At 72.8% G+C, this 20,593-nt stretch carries 16 protein-coding genes; 8 read left to right on the forward strand and 8 right to left on the reverse strand.

Going from position 1 to position 20,593, the window contains the following annotated elements; all coding sequences use genetic code 11:
- Positions 1-60: 60 nt before the first annotated feature.
- Entirely contained in the window at positions 61-1,917 is a 1,857-nt protein-coding gene (locus ADK52_RS13210) for an ABC transporter ATP-binding protein (RefSeq protein ID WP_053689970.1), read from the reverse strand.
- Positions 1,918-2,029: 112 nt separating this feature from the next.
- Here ADK52_RS13210 and ADK52_RS13215 point away from each other — a divergent pair, with 112 nt between their 5' ends.
- From ADK52_RS13215 to ADK52_RS13230, 4 genes are all read left to right on the forward strand, one after another.
- Complete coding sequence (locus tag ADK52_RS13215) at positions 2,030-2,491, forward strand: MarR family winged helix-turn-helix transcriptional regulator (protein WP_053689971.1); 462 nt, start codon at positions 2,030-2,032, stop codon at positions 2,489-2,491.
- Positions 2,492-2,571: 80 nt separating this feature from the next.
- Positions 2,572-5,520, forward strand: a complete 2,949-nt coding sequence (locus ADK52_RS13220) for an FAD-binding and (Fe-S)-binding domain-containing protein (RefSeq protein WP_053689972.1) — start codon at positions 2,572-2,574, stop codon at positions 5,518-5,520.
- Between the two features lie 134 nt (positions 5,521-5,654).
- Positions 5,655-7,508, forward strand: coding sequence for an ABC transporter transmembrane domain-containing protein (locus ADK52_RS13225; RefSeq protein WP_053689973.1), 1,854 nt, complete (start codon positions 5,655-5,657; stop codon positions 7,506-7,508).
- Positions 7,505-9,286 (forward strand): ABC transporter ATP-binding protein, encoded by a 1,782-nt coding sequence (locus ADK52_RS13230; RefSeq protein WP_053689974.1) that lies wholly within the window; start codon positions 7,505-7,507, stop codon positions 9,284-9,286. The genes ADK52_RS13225 and ADK52_RS13230 overlap by 4 nt, the downstream gene beginning before the upstream one ends.
- A gap of 94 nt (positions 9,287-9,380) precedes the next feature.
- On the opposite strand, the gene ADK52_RS13235 is transcribed toward ADK52_RS13230, so the two are convergent.
- On the reverse strand, positions 9,381-10,172 hold the full coding sequence (locus tag ADK52_RS13235) for a metal-dependent hydrolase (protein WP_053689975.1): 792 nt from the start codon (positions 10,170-10,172) through the stop codon (positions 9,381-9,383).
- Positions 10,173-10,317: 145 nt separating this feature from the next.
- Here ADK52_RS13235 and ADK52_RS13240 point away from each other — a divergent pair, with 145 nt between their 5' ends.
- The 3 genes from ADK52_RS13240 (at position 10,318) to ADK52_RS13250 (ending at position 14,328) form a co-directional block, all read left to right on the forward strand.
- Positions 10,318-12,840 carry a DEAD/DEAH box helicase gene (locus tag ADK52_RS13240; RefSeq protein ID WP_053689976.1) on the forward strand — a complete coding sequence of 841 codons (2,523 nt, stop codon included), beginning with the start codon at positions 10,318-10,320 and terminating at the stop codon, positions 12,838-12,840.
- Between the two features lie 106 nt (positions 12,841-12,946).
- Complete coding sequence (locus ADK52_RS13245; protein WP_053689977.1) at positions 12,947-13,849, forward strand: acyl-CoA thioesterase; 903 nt, start codon at positions 12,947-12,949, stop codon at positions 13,847-13,849.
- Between the two features lie 77 nt (positions 13,850-13,926).
- The gene (locus ADK52_RS13250) at positions 13,927-14,328 is read left to right on the forward strand and encodes a YchJ family protein (RefSeq protein ID WP_053689978.1); all 402 of its coding nucleotides are present in this window, start codon (positions 13,927-13,929) and stop codon (positions 14,326-14,328) included.
- Here the strand turns inward: ADK52_RS13250 and ADK52_RS13255 are convergent.
- Together ADK52_RS13255 and ADK52_RS13260 are read right to left on the reverse strand one after the other, a co-directional pair.
- On the reverse strand, positions 14,292-15,155 hold the full coding sequence (locus ADK52_RS13255; protein ID WP_053689979.1) for a DUF6397 family protein: 864 nt from the start codon (positions 15,153-15,155) through the stop codon (positions 14,292-14,294). The genes ADK52_RS13250 and ADK52_RS13255 overlap by 37 nt on opposite strands.
- Before the next feature lie 170 nt (positions 15,156-15,325).
- Complete coding sequence (locus ADK52_RS13260) at positions 15,326-15,724, reverse strand: roadblock/LC7 domain-containing protein (RefSeq protein WP_053690022.1); 399 nt, start codon at positions 15,722-15,724, stop codon at positions 15,326-15,328.
- Between the two features lie 107 nt (positions 15,725-15,831).
- On the opposite strand from ADK52_RS13260, the gene ADK52_RS13265 reads away from it, so the two are divergent.
- Positions 15,832-16,260: a PPOX class F420-dependent oxidoreductase gene (locus ADK52_RS13265; protein WP_053689980.1), complete on the forward strand. Its 429-nt coding sequence runs from the start codon at positions 15,832-15,834 to the stop codon at positions 16,258-16,260.
- A 35-nt stretch (positions 16,261-16,295) separates the two neighbouring features.
- On the opposite strand, the gene ADK52_RS13270 is transcribed toward ADK52_RS13265, so the two are convergent.
- From ADK52_RS13270 to ADK52_RS13285, 4 genes are read right to left on the reverse strand one after another with little or no spacing between them, the layout of a single operon-like run.
- Entirely contained in the window at positions 16,296-16,979 is a 684-nt protein-coding gene (locus ADK52_RS13270; protein WP_234343707.1) for a GTP-binding protein, read from the reverse strand.
- Positions 16,979-17,359: a DUF742 domain-containing protein gene (locus tag ADK52_RS13275; RefSeq protein ID WP_030158072.1), complete on the reverse strand. Its 381-nt coding sequence runs from the start codon at positions 17,357-17,359 to the stop codon at positions 16,979-16,981. Before ADK52_RS13275 ends, ADK52_RS13270 begins: the two co-directional genes overlap by 1 nt.
- Before the next feature lie 17 nt (positions 17,360-17,376).
- On the reverse strand, positions 17,377-17,820 hold the full coding sequence (locus ADK52_RS13280) for a roadblock/LC7 domain-containing protein (protein ID WP_053689981.1): 444 nt from the start codon (positions 17,818-17,820) through the stop codon (positions 17,377-17,379).
- A complete protein-coding gene (locus ADK52_RS13285) occupies positions 17,820-20,492 on the reverse strand; it encodes an ATP-binding protein (protein ID WP_053690024.1) in 2,673 nt (890 codons plus the stop codon). Before ADK52_RS13285 ends, ADK52_RS13280 begins: the two co-directional genes overlap by 1 nt.
- Positions 20,493-20,593: the final 101 nt, after the last annotated feature.

The raw sequence follows: 20,593 nt of genomic DNA on the forward strand, positions 1-20,593 counted from the left end.
GGCACGCTAACCCGCGAAACGCCAGATTCCCGGCATAACGCCCGCATTGTGGTCATACGATCACACGTTTACCGGTGCGGGTTGCGCGACCTTCTCCGGCAGGAGCGCGGCTTCCCGGTCCCGGCGGACCAGGGCCGCGTACCGGCCGTCCGCCTCGAGCAGTTCCTCGTGCGTACCGCGCTCGGCGATGCGGCCCTTGTCCAGGACGACGATCTGGTCGGCGTCGCGGACGGTGGAGAGCCGGTGCGCGATGGTGATCGTGGTGCGGCCCTGGGACAGGTTGTCGATGGCCCGCTGCACGGCATGCTCGGTGCGGGTGTCGAGCGCGCTGGTGGCCTCGTCGAGGATGAGCACCGGCGGATCGCGCAGGATGGTGCGGGCGATGGCGAGGCGCTGCTTCTCGCCTCCGGAGAAGCGGTAGCCGCGCTCACCGACCAGGGTGTCGTACCCGTCGGGCAGGGACTCGATGTGCTCGTGGATCTGGGCCGCGCGGGCCGCCTCGGCTATCTCCTCGTCGGTCGCGTCCGGCTTGGCGAAGCGGAGGTTGTCGGCGACCGAGGCGTGGAAGAGGTAGGTCTCCTGGGAGACCACGCCGATGGAACGGGCCAGCGAGTCGAAGTCGAGATCGCGGACGTCCACCCCGTCGAGGGCGACCCGGCCGCCGGTCACGTCGTAGAGCCGGGGCACGAGGTAGCTCAGCGTGCTCTTGCCGGAGCCGGTCGGGCCGACCACGGCGAGCGAGCCGCCCGCCGGGACGGTGATGTCGATCCCCGTCAGCGTGGGCCCGTGCTTGGCGTCGTACGCGAAGTGCACGTCCTCCAGCCGGATCTCGCCCCGGGCCCGGTCCAGGCGTACCGCGTCCGCGCGCTCGGTGATGTCCACCGGCAGGTCGAGGTACTCGAAGATGCGGCCGAACAGGGCGAGCGAGGTCTGGATCTGCACGCCGGTCGACAACAGGCTCACGGCGGGCCGGAACAGGCCCTGCTGGAGCGTGACGAAGGCGACGAGGGTGCCGACCGAGAGCGAGGGGGCGCCCGACTGGAGGGCTATGCCGGCGGCCCAGTAGATGAGCGCGGGCATGGCGGCCATGACGATGCCGATGGTCGACATCCGCCAGCGCCCGGCCATGCTGGAGCGCACCTCGAGACCGACGAGCTTCTCGGACTCGTCGGAGAAGGACCGGGTCAGCGAGTCCGCGCGGCCCATGGTGCGGCCGAGCAGGATGCCGCTCACCGACAGCGACTCGGTGACCGTCGCGGCCATGGCGGCCATCTGCTTCTGCCGCTGCAGGGTGATCTTCTTGCGCTCGCGGCCCACGCGCCGGCTGATCCACACGAACAGGGGCAGCAGGAGCAGCGAGACGAGGGTGAGGCGCCAGTCGAGCGCGAGCATCGCGACGATGGAGGCGATCACGGCCGTCAGGTTGGAGACGAGCGAGGTCGCGGTGGAGGTGACGGTCGCCTGCATGCCGCCGATGTCGTTGGCTATGCGGGACTGCACCTCGCCGGTCCGGGTGCGGGTGAAGAAGGCCAGCGGCATCCGCTGGAGCTGGGCGTACACCGCGGTGCGCAGGTCGTGCATGACGCGCTGGCCGACGGTGGTGGAGATCAGGGTCTGGAGCACGCCGAAGACGCTGGTGACGACGGCGATGAGGATCATGCCGAACGCGAGCAGGCTCAGCAGCCCCGTGCGCCCCTGCGGGATGGCGACGTCCAGGATCTCCTTCAGCAGGAACGGCGAGGCCACCGCGACCAGGGAGGAGGCGCAGACGAGCAGCCCCACGACGGCGAGGCGGCCGCGGTAGGGACGGAACAGACCCACGATCCGGCGCAGCTCACGCGGCTGCTCCGCGGGGGCGGGGCGGGTGGGATCGAGGGCTTCTTTCGATGGGATCCATTTCGGCTCTTCGGGGCGCATGGGCCTCCTTCTGGCGAGACCTGACTGAGTACAAGACCTATGAGACTCGAATGAGCATAGCTCATTGTTACCTATACTCACAATGAATGGGGTCCTGGTACTGTTTCCCAGTATGAGGACCGCTTCCGAAACCGACAGCACGGACGGCGTGCTCGCCGAGCAGCTGCTGCGGCTGACCCGCCGCCTCCACCGGATCCAGAAGCACCACTTGGAACCGCTCGGCATCACCCCCGCCCAGAGCCGGCTGCTGCGCCTCGTCTCGCACTACGACGGCGACCGGCCGCCCCGGATGGCGGACCTCGCCGCCCGCCTGGAAGTCGTGCCCCGCGCCGTGACCACGCTGGTGGACGGCCTGGAGGCCGCCGAGTGCGTGCGCCGCGCCCCCGATCCGGCGAACCGGCGGGTCATAAGGATCGAGCTGACCGACACGGGCCGCGCCACGCTGCGCCGGCTGCGCAACGCGCGAACCGACGCGGCAGAGGAGATCCTGGCTCCGTTGACCGCCGAGCAGCGCGAGGTGCTCGGCGGCCTGCTGAACGCTCTGACGGACGCCCCGGCGGAGCACGGCTGCTGAGAGGGCCGCCCCGGGGGCCGGAGAGGGTTCCTCGGACCGGGCCGAACGAGTAGGCCGAACGAGTAGGCGAGGGGTCGCGCATGCCGCTGCTGGAACCGAAGCCCGGAGCCCTGCGGCCGCACGGCGTCGGCGGCCCCGCCCCCGACCGGGTCCCCGACCACCGCGCCGCCGGCACCCCGGAGCCGCTGCGCACCGAGCTGACGGAGCTGCTGGGCGCCGAGAAGGTGCTGTGGAAGGTCTCCGACCTGGTCCGCTACGCCTCCGACGCCTCGCCGTACCGCTTCGTGCCGCAGGTGGTGGTGGTCGCCGAGGACATCGACGACGTCTCCGCGGTCCTCTCCTACGCGCACGGACGCGGGCGCGAAGTCGTCTTCCGCGCCGCCGGGACCTCGCTGAACGGCCAGGCCCAGGGCGAGGACGTCCTGATCGACGTACGCCGCCACTGGGCCGGCGTCGAGGTGCTGGAGGAGGGCCGCCGCGCCCGGATCCGGCCCGGCACCACCGTGGCGCGGGCCAATGCCGCCCTCGCCCGGCACGGCCGCGTCCTCGGCCCCGATCCGGCGAGCGCCATCGCCTGCACGCTCGGCGGGGTCGTCGCCAACAACGCGTCCGGCATGACGGCGGGAACCACGAGGAACGCGTACCGCACCCTCGCCTCGCTCACCTTCGTGCTGCCCGGCGGGACCGTTGTGGACACCGCCGATCCACAGGCGGACGAGGAGCTGGCGCGCGCGGAACCGGCGCTGTGCCGCGGGCTGATGGAGATCAAGGGCGAGATCGAGGCCGACCCGGAGCTCGTCGCCCGTATCCGGGCCAAGTACGAGATCAAGAACACCACCGGCTACCGCCTCGACGCGTACCTGGACGGCGCCACCCCCGTCGAGATCCTGCGCGGCCTGATGGTCGGCTCGGAGGGCACGCTCGGCTTCATCGCCGAAGTCGTCTTCGACACCGTGCCGCTGGACCGCCACCTCACCAGCGCGCTGCTCTTCTTCCCCTCGCTGCCCGCCGCGGCGGCTGCCGTACCGCTGTTCAACGAGGCGGGCGCCCTCGCCGTGGAGGTCATGGACGGCAACACCCTGCGCGCCTCGGTCAGCGTCGAGGGCGTCCCCGCCGACTGGGCCGGACTGCCGAAGGACACCACCGCCCTGCTGGTGGAGTTCCGCGCCCCGGACGAGGCGGGCCGCGCGGAGTACGAACGCCGCGCCGCGGAGGTCCTCGCGCGCCTGGACCTGGTCGCTCCGGTGGCCTCGATCACCAACACGTTCACCCGCGACGCGAGGACGGTCAACGGGTACTGGAAGGCCCGCAAGGCCTTCGTCACCGCCGTCGGCGGAGCCCGCGCCGCCGGCACCACCCTGATCACCGAGGACTTCGCGGTGCCGCCCTCCCGGCTGGCCGAGGCCTGCGAGGCGCTCCTCTCGCTCCAGGCCGAGCACGGCTTCGACGCGGCCGTCGCCGGCCACGCGGCCCACGGCAACCTGCACTTCCTGCTCGCCTTCGACGCGGCGAAGCCCGCCGACGTCGAGCGGTACGCGGCGTTCATGGACGCCTTCTGCCGGCTGACGGTGGAGCGGTTCGACGGCTCGCTGAAGGCCGAGCACTCCACCGGCCGCAACATGGCCCCCTTCCTGGAACTGGAGTGGGGGCACAAGGCCACCGAGCTGATGTGGCGCACGAAGCGGGTCGTCGACCCGGACGGGCTGCTCGCCCCGCGCATCCTCCTCGACCGCGACCCGGCCGCCCATCTGCGCGGGCTGAAGACGATCCCGCGGGTGGAACGGGTGGCCGACCCGTGCATCGAGTGCGGCTTCTGCGAACCGACCTGCCCCAGCGAGGACCTGACCACGACGCCGCGCCAACGGATCGTGCTGCGCCGGGAGATGATGCGCCAGCAGCCGGGCTCCCGGGTGCTGGACGGACTCCTCGACGCCTACGGCTACGACGCCGTGGACACCTGCGCGGGCGACTCCACCTGCAAGCTGGCCTGCCCCGTGGGCATCGACACGGGCGCGCTCATGCGGGACTTCCGCCACCGCCGGCACGGCCCGCGCGAGGAGCGCGCCGCCGCGCTCGCCGCGCAGCGGTTCAAGGCCGTGGAGCGCTCCGCCCGGCTGGCCGTGGCCGCCGCCGACAAGCTGGTCGACCGGCTCGGCGCCGGGGTCGGCGACCGGCTGCTGGAGGCCGTCACCGGGGCCGCGCGCAAGGCCGTACGTCCCGACCTGGTTCCGCAGTGGCTGCCGCGGCTGCCCGGCGCCGCCGCCGGGAAGCTGCCCCGGACCGAGCGGGTGGGCGCGGCGGCCGTGTACTACCCGGCCTGCGTGAACCGGATCTTCGGCGGCCCGAAGGGCCGACCCGGCCCCTCGCTGCCCGAGGCCGTGGTGGCGGTGTCGGAGCGGGCCGGGAAGCCGGTGTGGATCCCCGGCGACGTCGCGGGCACCTGTTGCGCGACGATCTGGCACTCGAAGGGCTACGACGCCGGCAACCGGGTGATGGCCAACCGGATCGTGGAGGCCGCCTGGGGCTGGACCGCCGGCGGGCGGCTGCCGCTGGTGGTCGACGCCTCTTCCTGCACGCTGGGCATCGCGCACGAGGTGGTCCCCTACCTGACGGACGACAACCGGGCGCTGCACGCGGAGCTGACGGTCGTCGACTCCCTCGTGTGGGCGGCCGACGAGCTGCTCCCGCACCTGGAGATCCGGCGCACGGTGGGCTCGGCCGTGCTCCATCCGACCTGCTCGATGCACCACTTGGGCGACGTGGCGCAGTTGCGGGCGGTGGCCGAGGCCTGTGCGACGGAGGTGGTGGTTCCGGACGATGCGGGCTGCTGTGCCTTCGCGGGCGACCGGGGCATGCTGCATCCGGAGCTGACGGCATCGGCGACGGAGCGCGAGGCGGCGGAGGTGACCTCGCGCCCGTTCGACGCGCATCTGTCGGCGAACCGGATGTGCGAGGTGGGCATGGACCGGGCCACCGGCCGCAGTTACCACTCGGCGCTGCTGGAACTGGAGTGGGCGACTCGTCCTTGACCCGGCGGTCCGCGCTCGGACGCGCCGCACACCCCGCTGCGTAGGGCCTTGGCCAACGCAAAATCGATTGCCCGGAACCGGTCCGGAAGGCGAACCTTGCACGGTTTGGACCACTCGACCAGTCATGGGGCGTCATGCAGATCAGCGATCTTCCGTATCCGGATCCCGGAGTACCCGACGCCCGCTCCGGCCCGCGCTTCCTGGTGTGGCTGGGGCGCGGCCAACTCGGCGGACAGGTCAGGAGCCTGTGCTGGGGACTGGTGCACTTCTGCGGCATCGCCGGGCTGCCGTACGCGGTGGGTCTGGGCGTCGACGCGGTCGTCCGGCGTGACGGCACCCGGCTGCTGCTGGTCGGCGCGCTGCTGGCACTGATCGGCGTCGCCATCTCGGTCGGCGACGCGATGCTCCACCGGACCGCCGTCACCAACTGGATCACCGCCGCCGCGCGGGTGCAGCAGCTGCTCGCCCGCAAGACCGCCGAACTGGGCTCCGCCCTGACCCGGCGGGTCGCGGCGGGCGAGGTGGTCGCGGTCTCCACGGGCGACGTGGAGAAGATCGGCTGGTTCGTCGAGGCGGTCTCCCGCTTCCTCGCCGCTGCCTTCGCCGTCGTCGCCATCTGCGTCGGCCTGCTGTTCTACGCGCCCGCGATCGGTGTGGTCGTCGCGATCGGCGTCCCCGTGCTGGCCCTGTCCGTACTGCCGCTGCTGCCACGCGCCACCCGGCGCGCCGACGTCCAGCGCGAGAAGGCCGGCCAGGCCACCGAACTCGCCTCCGACACCGTCGCCGGCCTGCGGGTGCTGCGCGGCATCGGCGGCGAGGAGCTGTTCCTGGGCCGCTATCGCGAGGCCTCGCAGGAGGTCCGCAAGGCGGCCGTGCGCAGCGCCCGGATGTGGGCGCTGATCTCCGCGATCCAGGTGCTGCTCCCGGGCGCCCTGCTGATCACCGTGGTCTGGTACGGCTCCGTGCTGGTGCTGGACGGCCGGCTGGAGGTCGGTGAACTCGTCGCCGCCTTCAGCGCGGTGGCCACGATGCTCTACCCGCTGCGGCACTTCGAGGAGATCGCCATGGCGTACTCCTTCTCCCGGCCCTCCGCCGCGCGGGCGGCGCGGGTGCTGGCGCTGACGCGTACGGACGCCCCCGAGCCGCAGGCGCCGGACACCGGGTTCCCGCAGGCTCCGGCCCCGGGCGGGGACCTGTACGACCCCGCGACGGGACTGCTGGCCCCGGCAGGCCGGTTCACCGCCGTGGTGTGCGGGGATCCGGACCTGGCGGGCCGACTCGCCGAGCGCCTCGGCGGGCATCCGGCGGACGACGGCCCGGCTGCCGAGCGGGTCTCGGTGCTGTTGGGCGGGGTCGCCCTGGACGAGCTCGCGCTGGACACCGCGCGCACGCTGGTCCTCGTACAGGACAAGGATCCCGTGCTGCTGTCCGGGACGCTGCGCGAGCTGTTCGCCGTACCGGCGTCCGGAGCGGTCGAGCCGGGGGCGGCGCTGGCCGCCGCCCAGTGCGCGGACGTCCTGGACGCGCTGCTGCAGTCGGCGCCGGACGGGGTGGAGGACCCGATGGACGCGCGGATCACCGAGCGCGGCCGGTCCCTCTCCGGCGGGCAGCGCCAGCGGCTCGCGCTGGCCCGGTCCCTGGCCACCGACCCGGAGGTGCTGGTCCTGGACGAGCCGACCTCGGCGGTCGACTCGCACACCGAGGCACGGATCGCGGACGGGATCACCGCCCTGCGCGCCGGGCGCACGACGGTGGTACTGGCCTCCTCGCCCCTGCTCCTGGACCGCGCCGACCGGGTGGTCCTGATCCACGAGGGCGCGGTCGCGGCGACCGGTACGCACCGCGAACTGCTGCACGGCGAACCGCTCTACCGGGCGGTCGTCACCCGCGAGACCGACGAGGAGCAGCGGGTGGCCCGTATCGAACTGACCCGGCTGGAAGAAGACCGGCTGGAAAATGCACTGACAGAGATCGAGGAATCCGCATGATCGGCGTGGCACCGCCGCAATACGATCCGGCGGCCCCCGCATCGGCCGCCACCCTGCCCGTGGGCACGACGGCGACCGTACGGGGCTACGTGCGCGGCCTGTTCCGCCGCCACCGGCGGGCCTTCGTGGTGCTGGTGACGGTCAACGCGGCCGCGGTGACGGCCTCCATGGTCGGCCCGTACCTGCTGGGCCGCGTCGTGGACCAGCTGGCGGCGGGGGCGCGCGAGCTCCATCTGGGGCGTGTGGCCCTGCTGTTCGCGCTGGCCCTCGTCGCCCAGACCTTCTTCGTCCGGCTGGTCCGGCTGCGCGGCGCGATGCTCGGCGAGGAGATGCTGGCCGACCTTCGCGAGGACTTCCTGGTGCGGTCCGTGGGCCTTCCCCCGGGCGTGCTGGAGCGGGCCGGCACCGGTGACCTGCTGTCGCGGATCACCACCGACATCGACCGGCTGGCCAACGCGATGCGCGAGGCCGTGCCGCAGCTGGCCATCGGCGTGGTCTGGGTCGCACTGCTCTTCGGGGCGCTCACGGTGACCGCGCCTCCGCTGGCCCTGGCCGCGCTGGTGGCGCTGCCGGTGCTGGTGGTCGGCTGCCGCTGGTACTTCCGGCGGGCGCCGTCGGCGTACCGCTCGGAGGCGGCCGGCTACGCGGCGGTCGCGGCCGTGCTGACCGAGACGGTGGACGCCGGGCGCACGGTCGAGGCGCACCGCCTGGGGCCGGACCGGATCGCACTGTCGGAGCGGCGGATCAAGGAGTGGACGGCGTGGGAGCGGTACACGCTGTACCTGCGGACGGTCCTCTTCCCCGTCATCAACGTCACCTTCGTGACGATCCTCGGCTCCGTGCTGATGATCGGCGGCTACTGCGTGCTCCAGGGCTGGATGTCCGTGGGCCAGCTGACCACCGGCGCGCTGCTGGCGCAGATGATGGTCGATCCGATCGGCCTGATCCTGCGCTGGTACGACGAGCTGCAGGTCGCCCAGGTGTCGATCGCCCGCCTGGTGGGCGTACGGGAGATCGAGCCGGACGCGGGTGACGCGGGCGTCTCCCCGGCGGGGCGTGACGTGCGGGCCGACGAGGTGCGCTTCGGTTATCGGGAGGGCGTGGACGTGCTGCACCAGGTGTCCATGTCCGTGCCGCCGGGCACCCGGATGGCGCTGGTCGGCCCCTCGGGGGCGGGCAAGTCCACGCTGGGCCGGCTGCTGGCGGGCATCTACGCGCCGCGGACCGGCGAGGTCACCCTCGGCGGGGCGCAGCTGTCGCGGATGCCCGCGGAGCGGGTGCGCGAGCAGGTGGCGCTGGTCAACCAGGAGCACCACGTCTTCGTGGGCTCGCTGCGGGACAACCTGCGGCTGGCACGCACCGGGGCCGGTGACGCCGAGCTGTGGGCGGCGCTGGGCGCGGTGGACGCGGACGGCTGGGCCCGGGCGCTGGAGAGCGGCCTGGACACCGAGGTGGGCTCGGGCGGTGCGGCGCTGACCCCGGCGCAGGCGCAGCAGATCGCGCTGGCCCGGCTGGTGCTGGCCGACCCGCACACGCTGGTGCTGGACGAGGCCACCTCGCTGCTGGACCCGCGGGCCGCACGGCATCTGGAGCGTTCGCTGGCCCGGGTGCTCGACGGCCGTACGGTGATCGCGATCGCGCACCGGCTGCACACCGCGCACGACGCGGACGTGATCGCGGTGGTCGAGGGCGGCCGGATCAGCGAACTGGGCTCGCACGACGAGCTGGTCGCGGCGGACGGCGCGTACGCGGCGCTGTGGCGCTCCTGGCACGGCTGACCGGCCCGCGCCGCCCTCCGCACGAGGCCCCGGTCCCCCGCCGCCGCGCGGGGGCCGGGGCCTCAGCCGTGCCGGACGAACTCCGTGGCGGGTCCTAGATGAAGCCGAGGGCGGAGGCTCCGCCCATGCCTCCGAGCAGCATGAACACGGGCATGAGCACCTTGAGCTCGACCCAGCTGCCGGCCCGGAAGCGCATGCCCTTGGGCGGGCCGATGGGGTACCAGCGCTTCCCGGCGATCGGGAGGGGCCACAGGATGGGGCAGCCGGAGACGGTCAGCGCGTCGCCGATGTCGTGGACCAGGGCGCCGAGCAGGATCGGCAGGCCGAGCCAGAGGTATTCCTGGCCGGGGTCGGTGAACAGCCATCCGGAGCCGTTGCCGGGCTGGTCCAGGACGCCGGCCAGGATCCAGGCGCTGGTGGCGCCCAGCAGCCAGACCAGGACGTCGCTGGACATCCGGGCGGCCCGCCACAGCAGGCCCTCGACGGCCAGGACCAGGTGGACGAAGAGCAGGACGAGCACGCCCCAGCGGTCGGTGGTGACCGCCAGCGCGGAGGACCCGCCACCGATCAGGACGGCCCACAGCCAGGTGTGCGTCAGGGTGCGGTGGCCGCCGGTGCGGCGGGCGTCCTTCGGGGCGCGGGTGGCCTTGTAGACGGCGTAGGAGATCTTGTCGACCACCTCGCACAGCCCCTTGGAGAGCGGGCCGAAGGCGCGCGAGATCGTCGCCGACTTGTGGTCCAGGTCGGGGGCGAGGGCCGCGCCGGCACAGATGAGCGCGCCGACGACGAGGACCGGCCAGGGCATCGGGTGCCCGGCGGCCGCGGCCGCCGCTCCCACCCCCAGCCAGGCTGCCGCCCCGGACAGTGAGTGCGCCGGACCCATCATGGTCGTTCCCCGCCCCAGTCGTGTGGTGGTCGGGCCCTGTTGACGGTTTCGTTCGGGCCCGGTCAACGGCACAGCGTACCGGCGGTGATCTTCGATCCGTCCGCCGGTTCCCTTTTCCGGCGGGAAGCCAGGCAAGATGGGGGGTGTGACCCTCATTGATCAGCTCCCGCCGAACGCCGACCCCGACGCCCTCTTCGAGGCTTTCTCCTCGTGGGCGGAGGATCAGGGCATCACCCTGTACCCGGCTCAGGAGGAGGCACTGATCGAGGTCGTCTCCGGGGCGAACGTGATCTTGTCCACGCCGACCGGCTCCGGCAAGAGCCTCGTCGCGGCGGGCGCGCACTTCACCGCCCTCGCCCAGGACAAGGTGACCTTCTACACCGCCCCGATCAAGGCGCTGGTGTCGGAGAAGTTCTTCGACCTGTGCAAGCTCTTCGGCACCGAGAACGTCGGCATGCTGACCGGCGACGCCTCCGTGAACGCGGACGCCCCGGTGATCTGCTGCACCGCCGAGGTACTGGCGTCCATCGCCCTGCGCGACGGCAAGTACGCCGACATCGGCCAGGTCGTCATGGACGAGTTCCACTTCTATGCCGAGCCTGACCGCGGCTGGGCCTGGCAGATCCCCCTGCTGGAGCTCCCGCAGGCACAGTTCGTCCTGATGTCGGCGACGCTCGGCGACATGAAGCGGTTCGAGGAGGACCTGACCCGGCGCACCGGCCGGCCGACCTCGGTGGTCCGCTCCGCGACCCGGCCCGTGCCGCTGTCGTACGAGTACGTCACGACGCCGATCACCGACACGATCACCGAGCTGCTGGAGACCCGGCAGGCCCCGGTGTACATCGTGCACTTCACGCAGGCCCAGGCGGTCGAGCGGGCGCAGTCGCTGATGAGCATCAACATGTGCACCCGCGAGGAGAAGGACAAGATCGCCGATCTGATCGGCAACTTCCGCTTCACCACCAAGTTCGGCCAGAACCTCTCCCGCTACGTCCGGCACGGCATCGGCGTCCACCACGCCGGCATGCTGCCCAAGTACCGGCGTCTGGTCGAGAAGCTGGCCCAGGCCGGCCTGCTGAAGGTGATCTGCGGTACCGACACCCTCGGTGTCGGCGTCAACGTCCCCATCCGCACGGTGCTGTTCACCGCGCTCACCAAGTACGACGGCAACCGGGTCCGCACGCTGCGCGCCCGCGAGTTCCACCAGATCGCCGGCCGCGCGGGCCGGGCCGGCTTCGACACGGCCGGCTACGTGGTCGCCCAGGCGCCCGAGCACGTCATCGAGAACGAGAAGGCCCTCGCGAAGGCCGGTGACGACCCGAAGAAGCGCCGCAAGGTGGTGCGCAAGAAGGCTCCCGAGGGCTTCGTCGCCTGGTCGGACACCACCTTCGAGAAGCTCATCGCCGCCGACCCGGAGCCGCTCACCTCCCGGTTCAAGGTCACCAACATCATGCTGCTGTCGGTCATCGCCCGTCCGGGCGACGCCTTCCAGGCGATGCGCCACCTCCTGGAGGACAACCACGAGCCTCGCAAGGCGCAGCTGCGGCACATCCGCCGGGCCATCGCGATCTACCGCTCGCTGCTGGACGGAGGCGTCGTCGAGAAGCTCGACACCCCGGACGCGGAGGGCCGCACCATCCGGCTCACCGTCGACCTCCAGCAGGACTTCGCGCTCAACCAGCCGCTGTCCACCTTCGCGCTGGCCTCCTTCGAGCTGCTGGACCCGGACTCCCCCTCCTACGCGCTGGACATGGTCTCCGTGGTCGAGTCCACCCTGGACGACCCGCGCCAGATCCTGGCCGCGCAGCAGAACAAGGAGCGCGGCATCGCCGTGGGCGCGATGAAGGCCGACGGGATCGAGTACGAGGAGCGGATGGAGCGTCTGCAGGACGTCAGCTATCCCAAGCCGCTCGAAGAGCTCCTCTTCCACGCCTACGACGTGTACCGAAAGAGCCACCCGTGGGTCGGCGACCACCCGGTCTCCCCGAAGTCGATCATCCGCGACATGTACGAGCGCGCGATGACCTTCACCGAGTTCACCTCCTTCTACGAACTCGCCCGCACCGAGGGCATCGTGCTGCGCTACCTGGCGAGCGCGTACAAGGCGCTGGACCACACCATCCCCGACGACCTCAAGTCCGAGGACCTCCAGGACCTCATCGCCTGGCTGGGCGAGCTCGTCCGCCAGGTCGACTCCAGCCTGCTCGACGAGTGGGAGCAGCTGGCGAACCCGGAGGTGGAGACGGCGGAGCAGGCCCAGGAGAAGGCCGACCAGGTCAAGCCGGTCACGGCGAACGCCCGCGCCTTCCGCGTCCTGGTCCGCAACGCCATGTTCCGCCGGGTGGAGCTGGCCGCCCTGGACCACGTCGACCAGCTGGGCGAGCTGGACGCCGAGTCCGGCTGGGACGCCGACGCCTGGGGCGAGGCCATGGACGCGTACTGGGACGAGTACGACGACCTGGGAACCGGCCCCGACGCCCGCGGCCCGAAGCTGCTCCAGATCGAGGAGGACCCGGCGCACGGCCTGTGGCGCGTCCGCCAGACCTTCGCGGACCCGAACGGGGACCATGGCTGGGGCATCAGCGCCGAGGTCGACCTCGCGGCCTCCGACGAGGAAGGCCGTGCGATCATCCGGCTGACCTCGGTCGGTGAGCTCGGCGCGCTCTGACCTCCCCCTGGACTCCGTCCGGGGGGACCCCCACCCGCAAGCGACCGGCCCCGCCGACGCCGGTTTCCCACCGGCTCCGCCCAGACCCGACAGGGGAGAACCTCTGATGACGAATCCCGCCGAGAGACTCGTCGATCTGCTCGACCTGGAGCAGATCGAGGTCAACATCTTCCGCGGCGCCAGCCCGCAGGAATCCCTCCAGCGGGTCTTCGGCGGGCAGGTCGCCGGCCAGGCCCTGGTGGCTGCCGGCCGCACCACCGAGAGCGACCGCCCGGTCCACTCGCTGCACGCGTACTTCCTGCGCCCCGGCATCCCCGGGGTGCCGATCGTGTACCAGGTGGAGCGGGTGCGCGACGGGCGGTCCTTCACCACGCGGCGCGTCACCGCGGTCCAGCAGGGCAAGACGATCTTCAATCTCACCGCCTCCTTCCACCATCCGGAGGAGGGCAGCATCGAGCACCAGCTGCCTCCCCGACTCGACTTCCCCCACCCGGACGCGCTCCCGAAGGTCGCGGACGAGATCCGCGAACACCTGGGCGCGCTGCCCGAGGCGCTGGAGCGGATGGCCCGCCGCCAGCCGTTCGACATCCGGTACACCGACCGGCTCCGCTGGACTCCGGAGGAGCTCAAGGACGCCGATCCGCGCAGCGCGGTGTGGATGCGCGCCGTCGGCCCGCTGGGCGACGACCCGCTGGTGCACACCTGCGCCCTCACCTACGCCAGTGACATGACCCTCCTCGATGCCGTGCGCATCCCCGTGGAGCCCCTGTGGGGCATGCGCGGTTTCGACATGGCGTCCCTGGACCACGCCATGTGGTTCCACCGGCCGTTCCGCGCCGACGAGTGGTTCCTGTACGACCAGGAGTCGCCCATCGCGCACGGCGGCCGGGGCCTGGCCCGTGGCCGCATCTACGACCTGGAGGGCAGGCTGCTGGTCTCCGTGGTCCAGGAAGGCCTCTTCCGCCCGTACGCCGAGAACGCGGCCAAGCCGCCCGTGTCACCCCAGTAGCCCACCGCCTTCCGGCAGTCCGCAGGACTCCGCCGGTCCGGCAGCCCGTCCCGTCCACGAAGAGCTGAGCGCGCCCCATGCCCACCCCGGCCCTCCCCTGCCCCTGCGGGCTGCCCGCCGCCTACCCGGAGTGCTGCGGCCGCTTCCACTCCGGTGCGCAGCAGGCGCCCACCGCCGAGCTCCTGATGCGCTCCCGGTTCAGCGCGTTCGCCGTCGGCAACACCGCCTACCTGCTGCGCTCCTGGCATCCGAGCACCCGGCCCAGCCGGCTCGACCTGGACCCCGGCCAGCGCTGGGAGCGCCTGGAGATCCTCGCCACCGAGCGCGGCGGGATGTTCGAGACGGAGGGTTCGGTGGAGTTCCGGGCGCACTACCGCGAGGGCCGGCACGCCGGTTCCCTGCACGAGCACAGCGCCTTCACCCGGGAGGCCGGGGCCTGGGTCTACGTCGGCCCCCTGTCCCCCGTCGACTTCGACTGACCGCGGGCCCCGGTCAGCGCGAAGTCCAGGCTGGTGCGGTACCAGTGGACCTCGTCCGGCGGCTGCGCCCGCAGCAGCCGGAGGGCCACGGCCGCCGCGGCCGGGATCTGCGGGTGTCCGTACGGCGGGGGCGGGGCGAGCGCGGCCAGCACGAGCCGCTCCGCGGGATCGGGCACGGCCTCCCGCAGTTCCTCCTCCGGGAGGACGGAGGCGAGCACGGCGGCCCGCTCCCAGGGGTCGGCGGTTCGTCTCAGCAGCAGCCCCACATGCCGTCCGCGCCACTTCCGCGGCCGCAGATCCGCCTTGGCGGCCAGCAGCTCCCGGTCGGCCGGGGGCGCGCTCCCGCGCAGCATCCCCGGCTCCCGGTCGGCGAACTCCCGTAGCTCCGCGACCAGATAGAGCCACACCACCACCCGGTAACGGTTGATCCGGTAGCCGACCGGGGTGATGTGCCCGCAGCGCGCGAGCCGGGTGAACCGGCCCGGACTGACACCCAGCACCACGCCGGCGGCCTCGGCTCCGGCCACGGTCTCGACGCGCTCGCGCAATGCGTCCGGAAACCCTTCGGCCGACCGGATCCGCTCCAGCTCGGCCCGCGTGTAGCGCGCGGCCCCGCCCAGCGCCGGCGGCCCGGCCCGTACGATGCCCAGCTGGACGGCCCGCGCGAACTCGGTCCGGGTCAGCCTCAGTTCACCGGCCGCCCGGGCTCCGCCCACCGCCGCATCCGGCAGTAAGTCCGCCCGTACCACCCCCGAGGGCAGGACCGCCCGTACCACCGGCAGGGCCCACCCCCGCACCTCCGACAAGACCTGCGTCGCGCCCTCCATGACGGCCTCCCCCACACGAGATGATTACTCTGCGTGAAGACCGTAACCCAGTGCTACGACACCCCGCGAGGCCTGTGGATAACTCCAGGAACCCACCCCGGCACCCTGGCAACCTGACGATCCACCGGTCGGCCGGTCCGCCGGTCCGCCGGTCCGCCAACCCGGAAGGCTCAGCCCCCGGTGACCCGCCGCTCCGCCACTCCCAGGTGCTCCCCCACCCGGTTGACCAGCAGCGTCATCTCGTACGCGACCTGGCCGATGTCGGCCTCGGCGGCGCTCAGCACGCACAGCGAACTCCCCGCACCCGCCGCCATGACGAACAGGGCGCCGTCGTCGTACTCGACCATCGTCTGCCGTACCTCGCCCGCCCGGAAATGCCGGCCCGACCCCTTGGCCAGACTCTGCAACCCCGCCGCCACCGCCGCCAGATGCTCCGCGTCCTCCCGGGCCAGACCCGCGCTCGCGCCCGTCACCAGGCCGTCGTTGGAGAGCACCACCGCATGCCTGACCTGCTGGACCCTGCGCGTCAGATCGTCGAGCAGCCAGTCGAGTTGCTTGTCCAGTGCCATTTCGAGCCCCTCCCCGTTGACGCCGCCGGCATGGCCGCGCCCCACCCCTCGTAGTAAATGCCGCCAGCCTTCCCCACCAGTGCCTTTCGGGCAAGGAGGATGTCCCCATGGCGAAGAAGATGACTCAAGAGGAATGGCGGGCATTCGTCTCGCACGGGACCCGCACCGGCAAGCTGTCCACCGTCCGCGAGGACGGCAGCCCACACGTCGCACCCGTCTGGTTCGTCCTCGACGGAGATGCCTTCGTGTTCAACACCGGCAAGGACACGGTGAAGGGGCGCAACCTGGTGCGCGACGGCCGGGTCGCGCTCTGCGTGGACGACGACCGTCCGCCGTACTCCTACGTCGTCCTCCAGGGGCGCGCCGAGATCGGCGAGGACCTGGACGAGATGCTCCCCTGGGCGACGCGTATCGCCGCCCGCTACATGGGTGAGGAACGCGCCGGGGCCTACGGCCGCCGCAATGCCGTCCCCGGCGAACTCCTCGTCCGCGTCCCCATCGACAAGGTGATCTCCGTCGACGGCATCACCCACTGACGCGCGCACCCCCTCCCCCGCCGCCGGCCCGCCCCTCACACGGAATCGGCCTGCGGTTCCACCGAGTCCAGCAGCCGGGCGGTGTGCACCCGCCCGGCGTACTCGACCAGCCTGATCAGCACTTCCTTCCCCGAGTCCTTGTCCCGCGCGTCACACAGCACCACCGGAGTCCCCGTCTCCAGGTCCAGTGCACGCGCCACCTCGTGCGCCCCGTACCGCCGCGCGTCCGTGAAGCAGTTGACGGCCACCACGAACGGGATGCGCCGGTGCTCGAAGTAGTCCACCGCCGGGAAGCAGTCCTCCAGCCGGCGCGTGTCCGCGAGCACCACCGCGCCGAGCGCCCCCTGGGACAGTTCGTCCCACAGGAACCAGAACCGGTCCTGCCCCGGCGTCCCGAACAGGTAGAGCGACAGCCCGGACCGGATGGTGATCCGCCCGAAGTCCATGGCCACGGTCGTGGTCGTCTTCTGGGCGACCCCGCCCGTGTCGTCGACCAGTTCGCCCGCCTCGCTGAGGAGTTCCTCCGTCCGCAGCGGCCGGATCTCGCTCACCGCGCCGACCAGCGTCGTCTTGCCGACCCCGAACCCGCCCGCCACGAGTATCTTCAGCGCGAGCGCCGCCAGTTCCCCGTCGGCCTCGGGGTCCGCACCCGGATCGAGGTCCGTCTCCGGGTCGGGCGCCGAGCCCCGTCCGCCGGTTCCGTCGTGGTGTTGTCCCATCACAGCGCTCGCAATCCCTCGATGACTTCACGCAGAATCCGCTCGTCCGGCAGACGGGCCGGTGGCACCGGCCGGCTCACCTTGACGTGCCCGCCCTCCAACAGGTCCCCGAGCAGCACCCGCACCACGCCCACCGGCAGGTCCGCGTCCGCGGCGAGCTCCGCCACCGACTGCGTCTCTGACCGGCAGAGCCCGAGCAGCGCCCGGTGTTCGGGGCCGAGCAGCGACTCGGCCGCCGCGTCCCCGCCCTCGCCGTCCACGACCACCAGCGCGATCAGGTCGAACCGGACCCCGTGGGGTCCCGGCTTCGTACGCCCGCCCGTCATGGCGTACGGACGGACGAGCGGGCCCGCGTCGGCGTCGTACCACTGGCCGTTCATGTACCGGACCGCCGCTCTCAGCCCGCGGCCGGCGGCCGCGCAGCGAACCGGGGCGGGGTGTACAGGTGCTCCCCGACCCGCTTCACGAGCCGGGCCATCTCGTACGCGATCAGCCCGATGTCGGCGCTCCCCGCGCTCAGCACGGCCAGACAGGAGCCGTCCCCGGCGGCCGCGACGAAGAGGAACCCCTCGTCCATCTCCACCATCGTCTGGCGCACGCCCCCGGCGTGGAAGTGCCGGCCCGCGCCCTTCGCGAGACTGTGGAAGCCGGAGGCAACGGCGGCCAGGTGCTCGGCGTCCTCCCGGCTGAGCGCGCTGGACGCGCCCACCGCCAGACCATCGTTGGACAGGACCACGGCGTGCCGGACCTCGCGGACCCGGACCACCAGATCGTCCAGCAGCCAGTCCAGTTCGCCTGACCTGCGGATTCCGTCGGGATTGAATCTCTGGTGCTCGATCATCACACTTCTCCTTCGCTGCCTGCGTGGGCGCCGCTCTCGTGGGGGCCGGTCTCCTGGGCGCCGCGGACCCAGCCGGCCCGGTAGGACGCCATCCGGTCCCGCGCCTCTTCCGGGCTGCGTCCGGGCGGGTCCTCGGGCAGGCCCACCCCGGCCGGGGCCTTCGGGACGGGGGCCTCGCGCAGCTGCGGCACCAGGCTGGCCTGGCGTACGCGGCGCGGCAGTTCGGTGACCGCCGCGCCCGCGGGACCCCGCGCCCGCAGGGGGGCCACCGGCGCCGGGTGCGGCTGCTCCTCCCGTACGGGGCTCCGCTCCGGCGCCGGGATGCCGCGCGGTTCCTCCCGTACCGCCGAACGGCGCGCGTCCTCCCGTACGACGGTCATCGCGGGCGGCGTCGGCGCCGGCGCCGGCTCCGGCTCCCGCGGTTCCACCGGGGGCTCGAAGAGCTCCTCCGGAGCCGGGGCCGGGGCCGGAGCCGGGGCCGGGGCCGGAGCCGGGGCCGGAGCCGGGTTCGGGGCCTTCGCCGGCATGGAGCCGGTCTCGATCGCACCCTGGAGCAGGGAGTTCGGCAGGAGCACCACGGCGGTCGTGCCCCCGTACGGCGACGTGCGCAGGTGCACCCGCACACCGTGGCGGGCCGAGAGCCGGCTGACGACGAAGAGGCCGAGGCGGTCGCTGTCGAAGAGGTCGAGGGCCTCGGACTGCTCGATGCGCCGGTTGGCCTCGTGGAGGGACTCGCGGCCCATGCCGAGTCCGCGGTCCTCGACCTCCAGGACGTATCCGGCGCCGACGGGCTCGCCGCTGACGCGGACCTTGGTGTGGGGCGGGGAGAACTGGGTGGCGTTCTCGATGAGTTCGGCGAGCAGGTGCGTGAGGTCGGCGACCGCGCCGCCGAGTACGGCGGCCTCGGCCAGCCGGCTGACCTCGACGCGCGGATAGTCCTCGATCTCGGAGACTGCGGCCCGTACGACGTTCGTCAGCGGGACCGGCATCCGCCAGGCCCGCCCCGGGGCGGCCCCGGACAGGATGATCAGGCTCTCGGCGTGCCGGCGCATCCGTGTCGTGAGGTGGTCGAGGCGGAAGAGGTCGCCGAGTTCGCCGGGGTCGTCGGCGCGCCGCTCCATCGAGTCGAGCAGGGTGAGCTGCTTGTGCACCAGGACCTGGCTGCGGCGGGCGAGGTTGACGAAGACGCCGCTCACGCCGCTGGCGAGCTCGGCACGCTCGACGGCGGCACTGAGGGCCGCCCGGTGGACGGTGGCGAGGGCCTCGCCGACCTGGGTGATCTCGTCGTCGGCGGGCGGCGGTGGCGGGGTCTCGGCCTCGACGTCGATGTCCCGGCCGGCCCGCAGCCGGTCCATGGCGTGCGGGAGCTTGCGGTGGGCGATCTCCAGGGCGGTGTTGCGCAGCGAGACGAGCTCCACGACGAGGGCCCGGCCGATGCGCACCGAGATGACGAGGGAGGCGGCGACCGCGGCGAGGCCCAGCAGGACGGCGGCTCCGGCCGGGCTGAGGCCGCCCTGCGCGAGGGGGTCGGTGCGGTCGACGGCTCCGGCGTGTGCGGCGGCGCCGATCTCGCGCATCGAGGTGCTGATGCCCGTGTAGGCGGCGTCCCAGCCGGCGGGTGCGCCGCGGGCCGTGTCTTTGGCCGGTCCGGTGGCGGACCCAGTGGCGGATCCGGCGGCGGATCCGGCGGGGGATCCAGTGGCCGCCCCGGCCGCTAGCACCCGGTCCTCGGCAGCGGTCAGCTCGGCGTAGGCGGCGCTCTTCGCGACGGACTGCCAGGCGGCCTGCTGGGCGGCCGGCAGGTCGTCGGCGCTGCCCGCGGTGAGGGTACGGCGGGTCTCGATGACGCCGGTGAGGCGCCGAAGCGTTTCGGCGGTGCGCGGTCCGGGCGCGGCGATCAGCGCGTCCTCGCGGGAGAGGAGCTCCCCGGCGCGGTCGAATTCGAGCAGGACGCGTGCATCGGGGCCGAGTTCGGCCTCCGCGCCGCCGGTGAGGGAGCCGTCGACGGCGAGGGCGCTGTCGACCACGCGCGTGTAGGTCTCGTACGCCGCGTCCTGGGTCGCCCGCCGGTCCGTGACGTCCTTGCGGGTGGCGCCGAGTCCCTCCGCCGCGGCCACGAAGGCGCCGACGCGGACCACGACGTCGCTGCGGTGGTCCCCGGACTCGGCGACGGTGTGCCGGTCGCCGAGCCGGAGCCGCCGGACGGCGGCGTCGGTGCGCCGCGCCTGCTGTTCGAGCGCGGAGCCTTGGTCGGAGGCGGGGTCGGCCAGATAGCGGACGGCGGCGCGCCGTTCGGCCTGGAGCTCGGTGACGGCGGCCGCGACGGGGGTGCGTATCTGCTCGTCGACCCGCTGGGCGCGGGTGAGCCGGGCGATGTCCTGGGCGGTGCTGACGGTCGCGAAGCCCCAGAGGGCGAGGAGCGAGACGACCGGGACCATCAGGAGGGACACGATCTTCGCGCGGACGGAGGCGGGGCGCAGCCTCGGCCGCAGCCCCGGCCGGCGGGTCCCGCCGTCGGCGGCGGCCGCCGTCGCCGGGCCGGGTCCGCCGGGCCGCCCCTCCTCCGGCGCCGCCGGTTCCTCGGCGGGCGGTCCGGCGTGCGCCCGGCGGCCGCGCGCCGGGGGCGCGGGCAGCTGCGGCGCCGCTGCCGGTGGTCTGCGGGGTGTGCGCATGGGCTCCTCGTTCCGGGTGCGGTCCAGCGGGGTGGTTCGGGACAGGTCGGCGGATCCGCGAGTCGATGGATCGGTAGATCGGCAGATCGGCAGATCGACGG

Origin of the sequence: Streptomyces sp. WM6372 (assembly GCF_001279655.1) — a bacterium.
Taxonomy (GTDB): Bacteria; Actinomycetota; Actinomycetes; order Streptomycetales; family Streptomycetaceae; genus Streptomyces.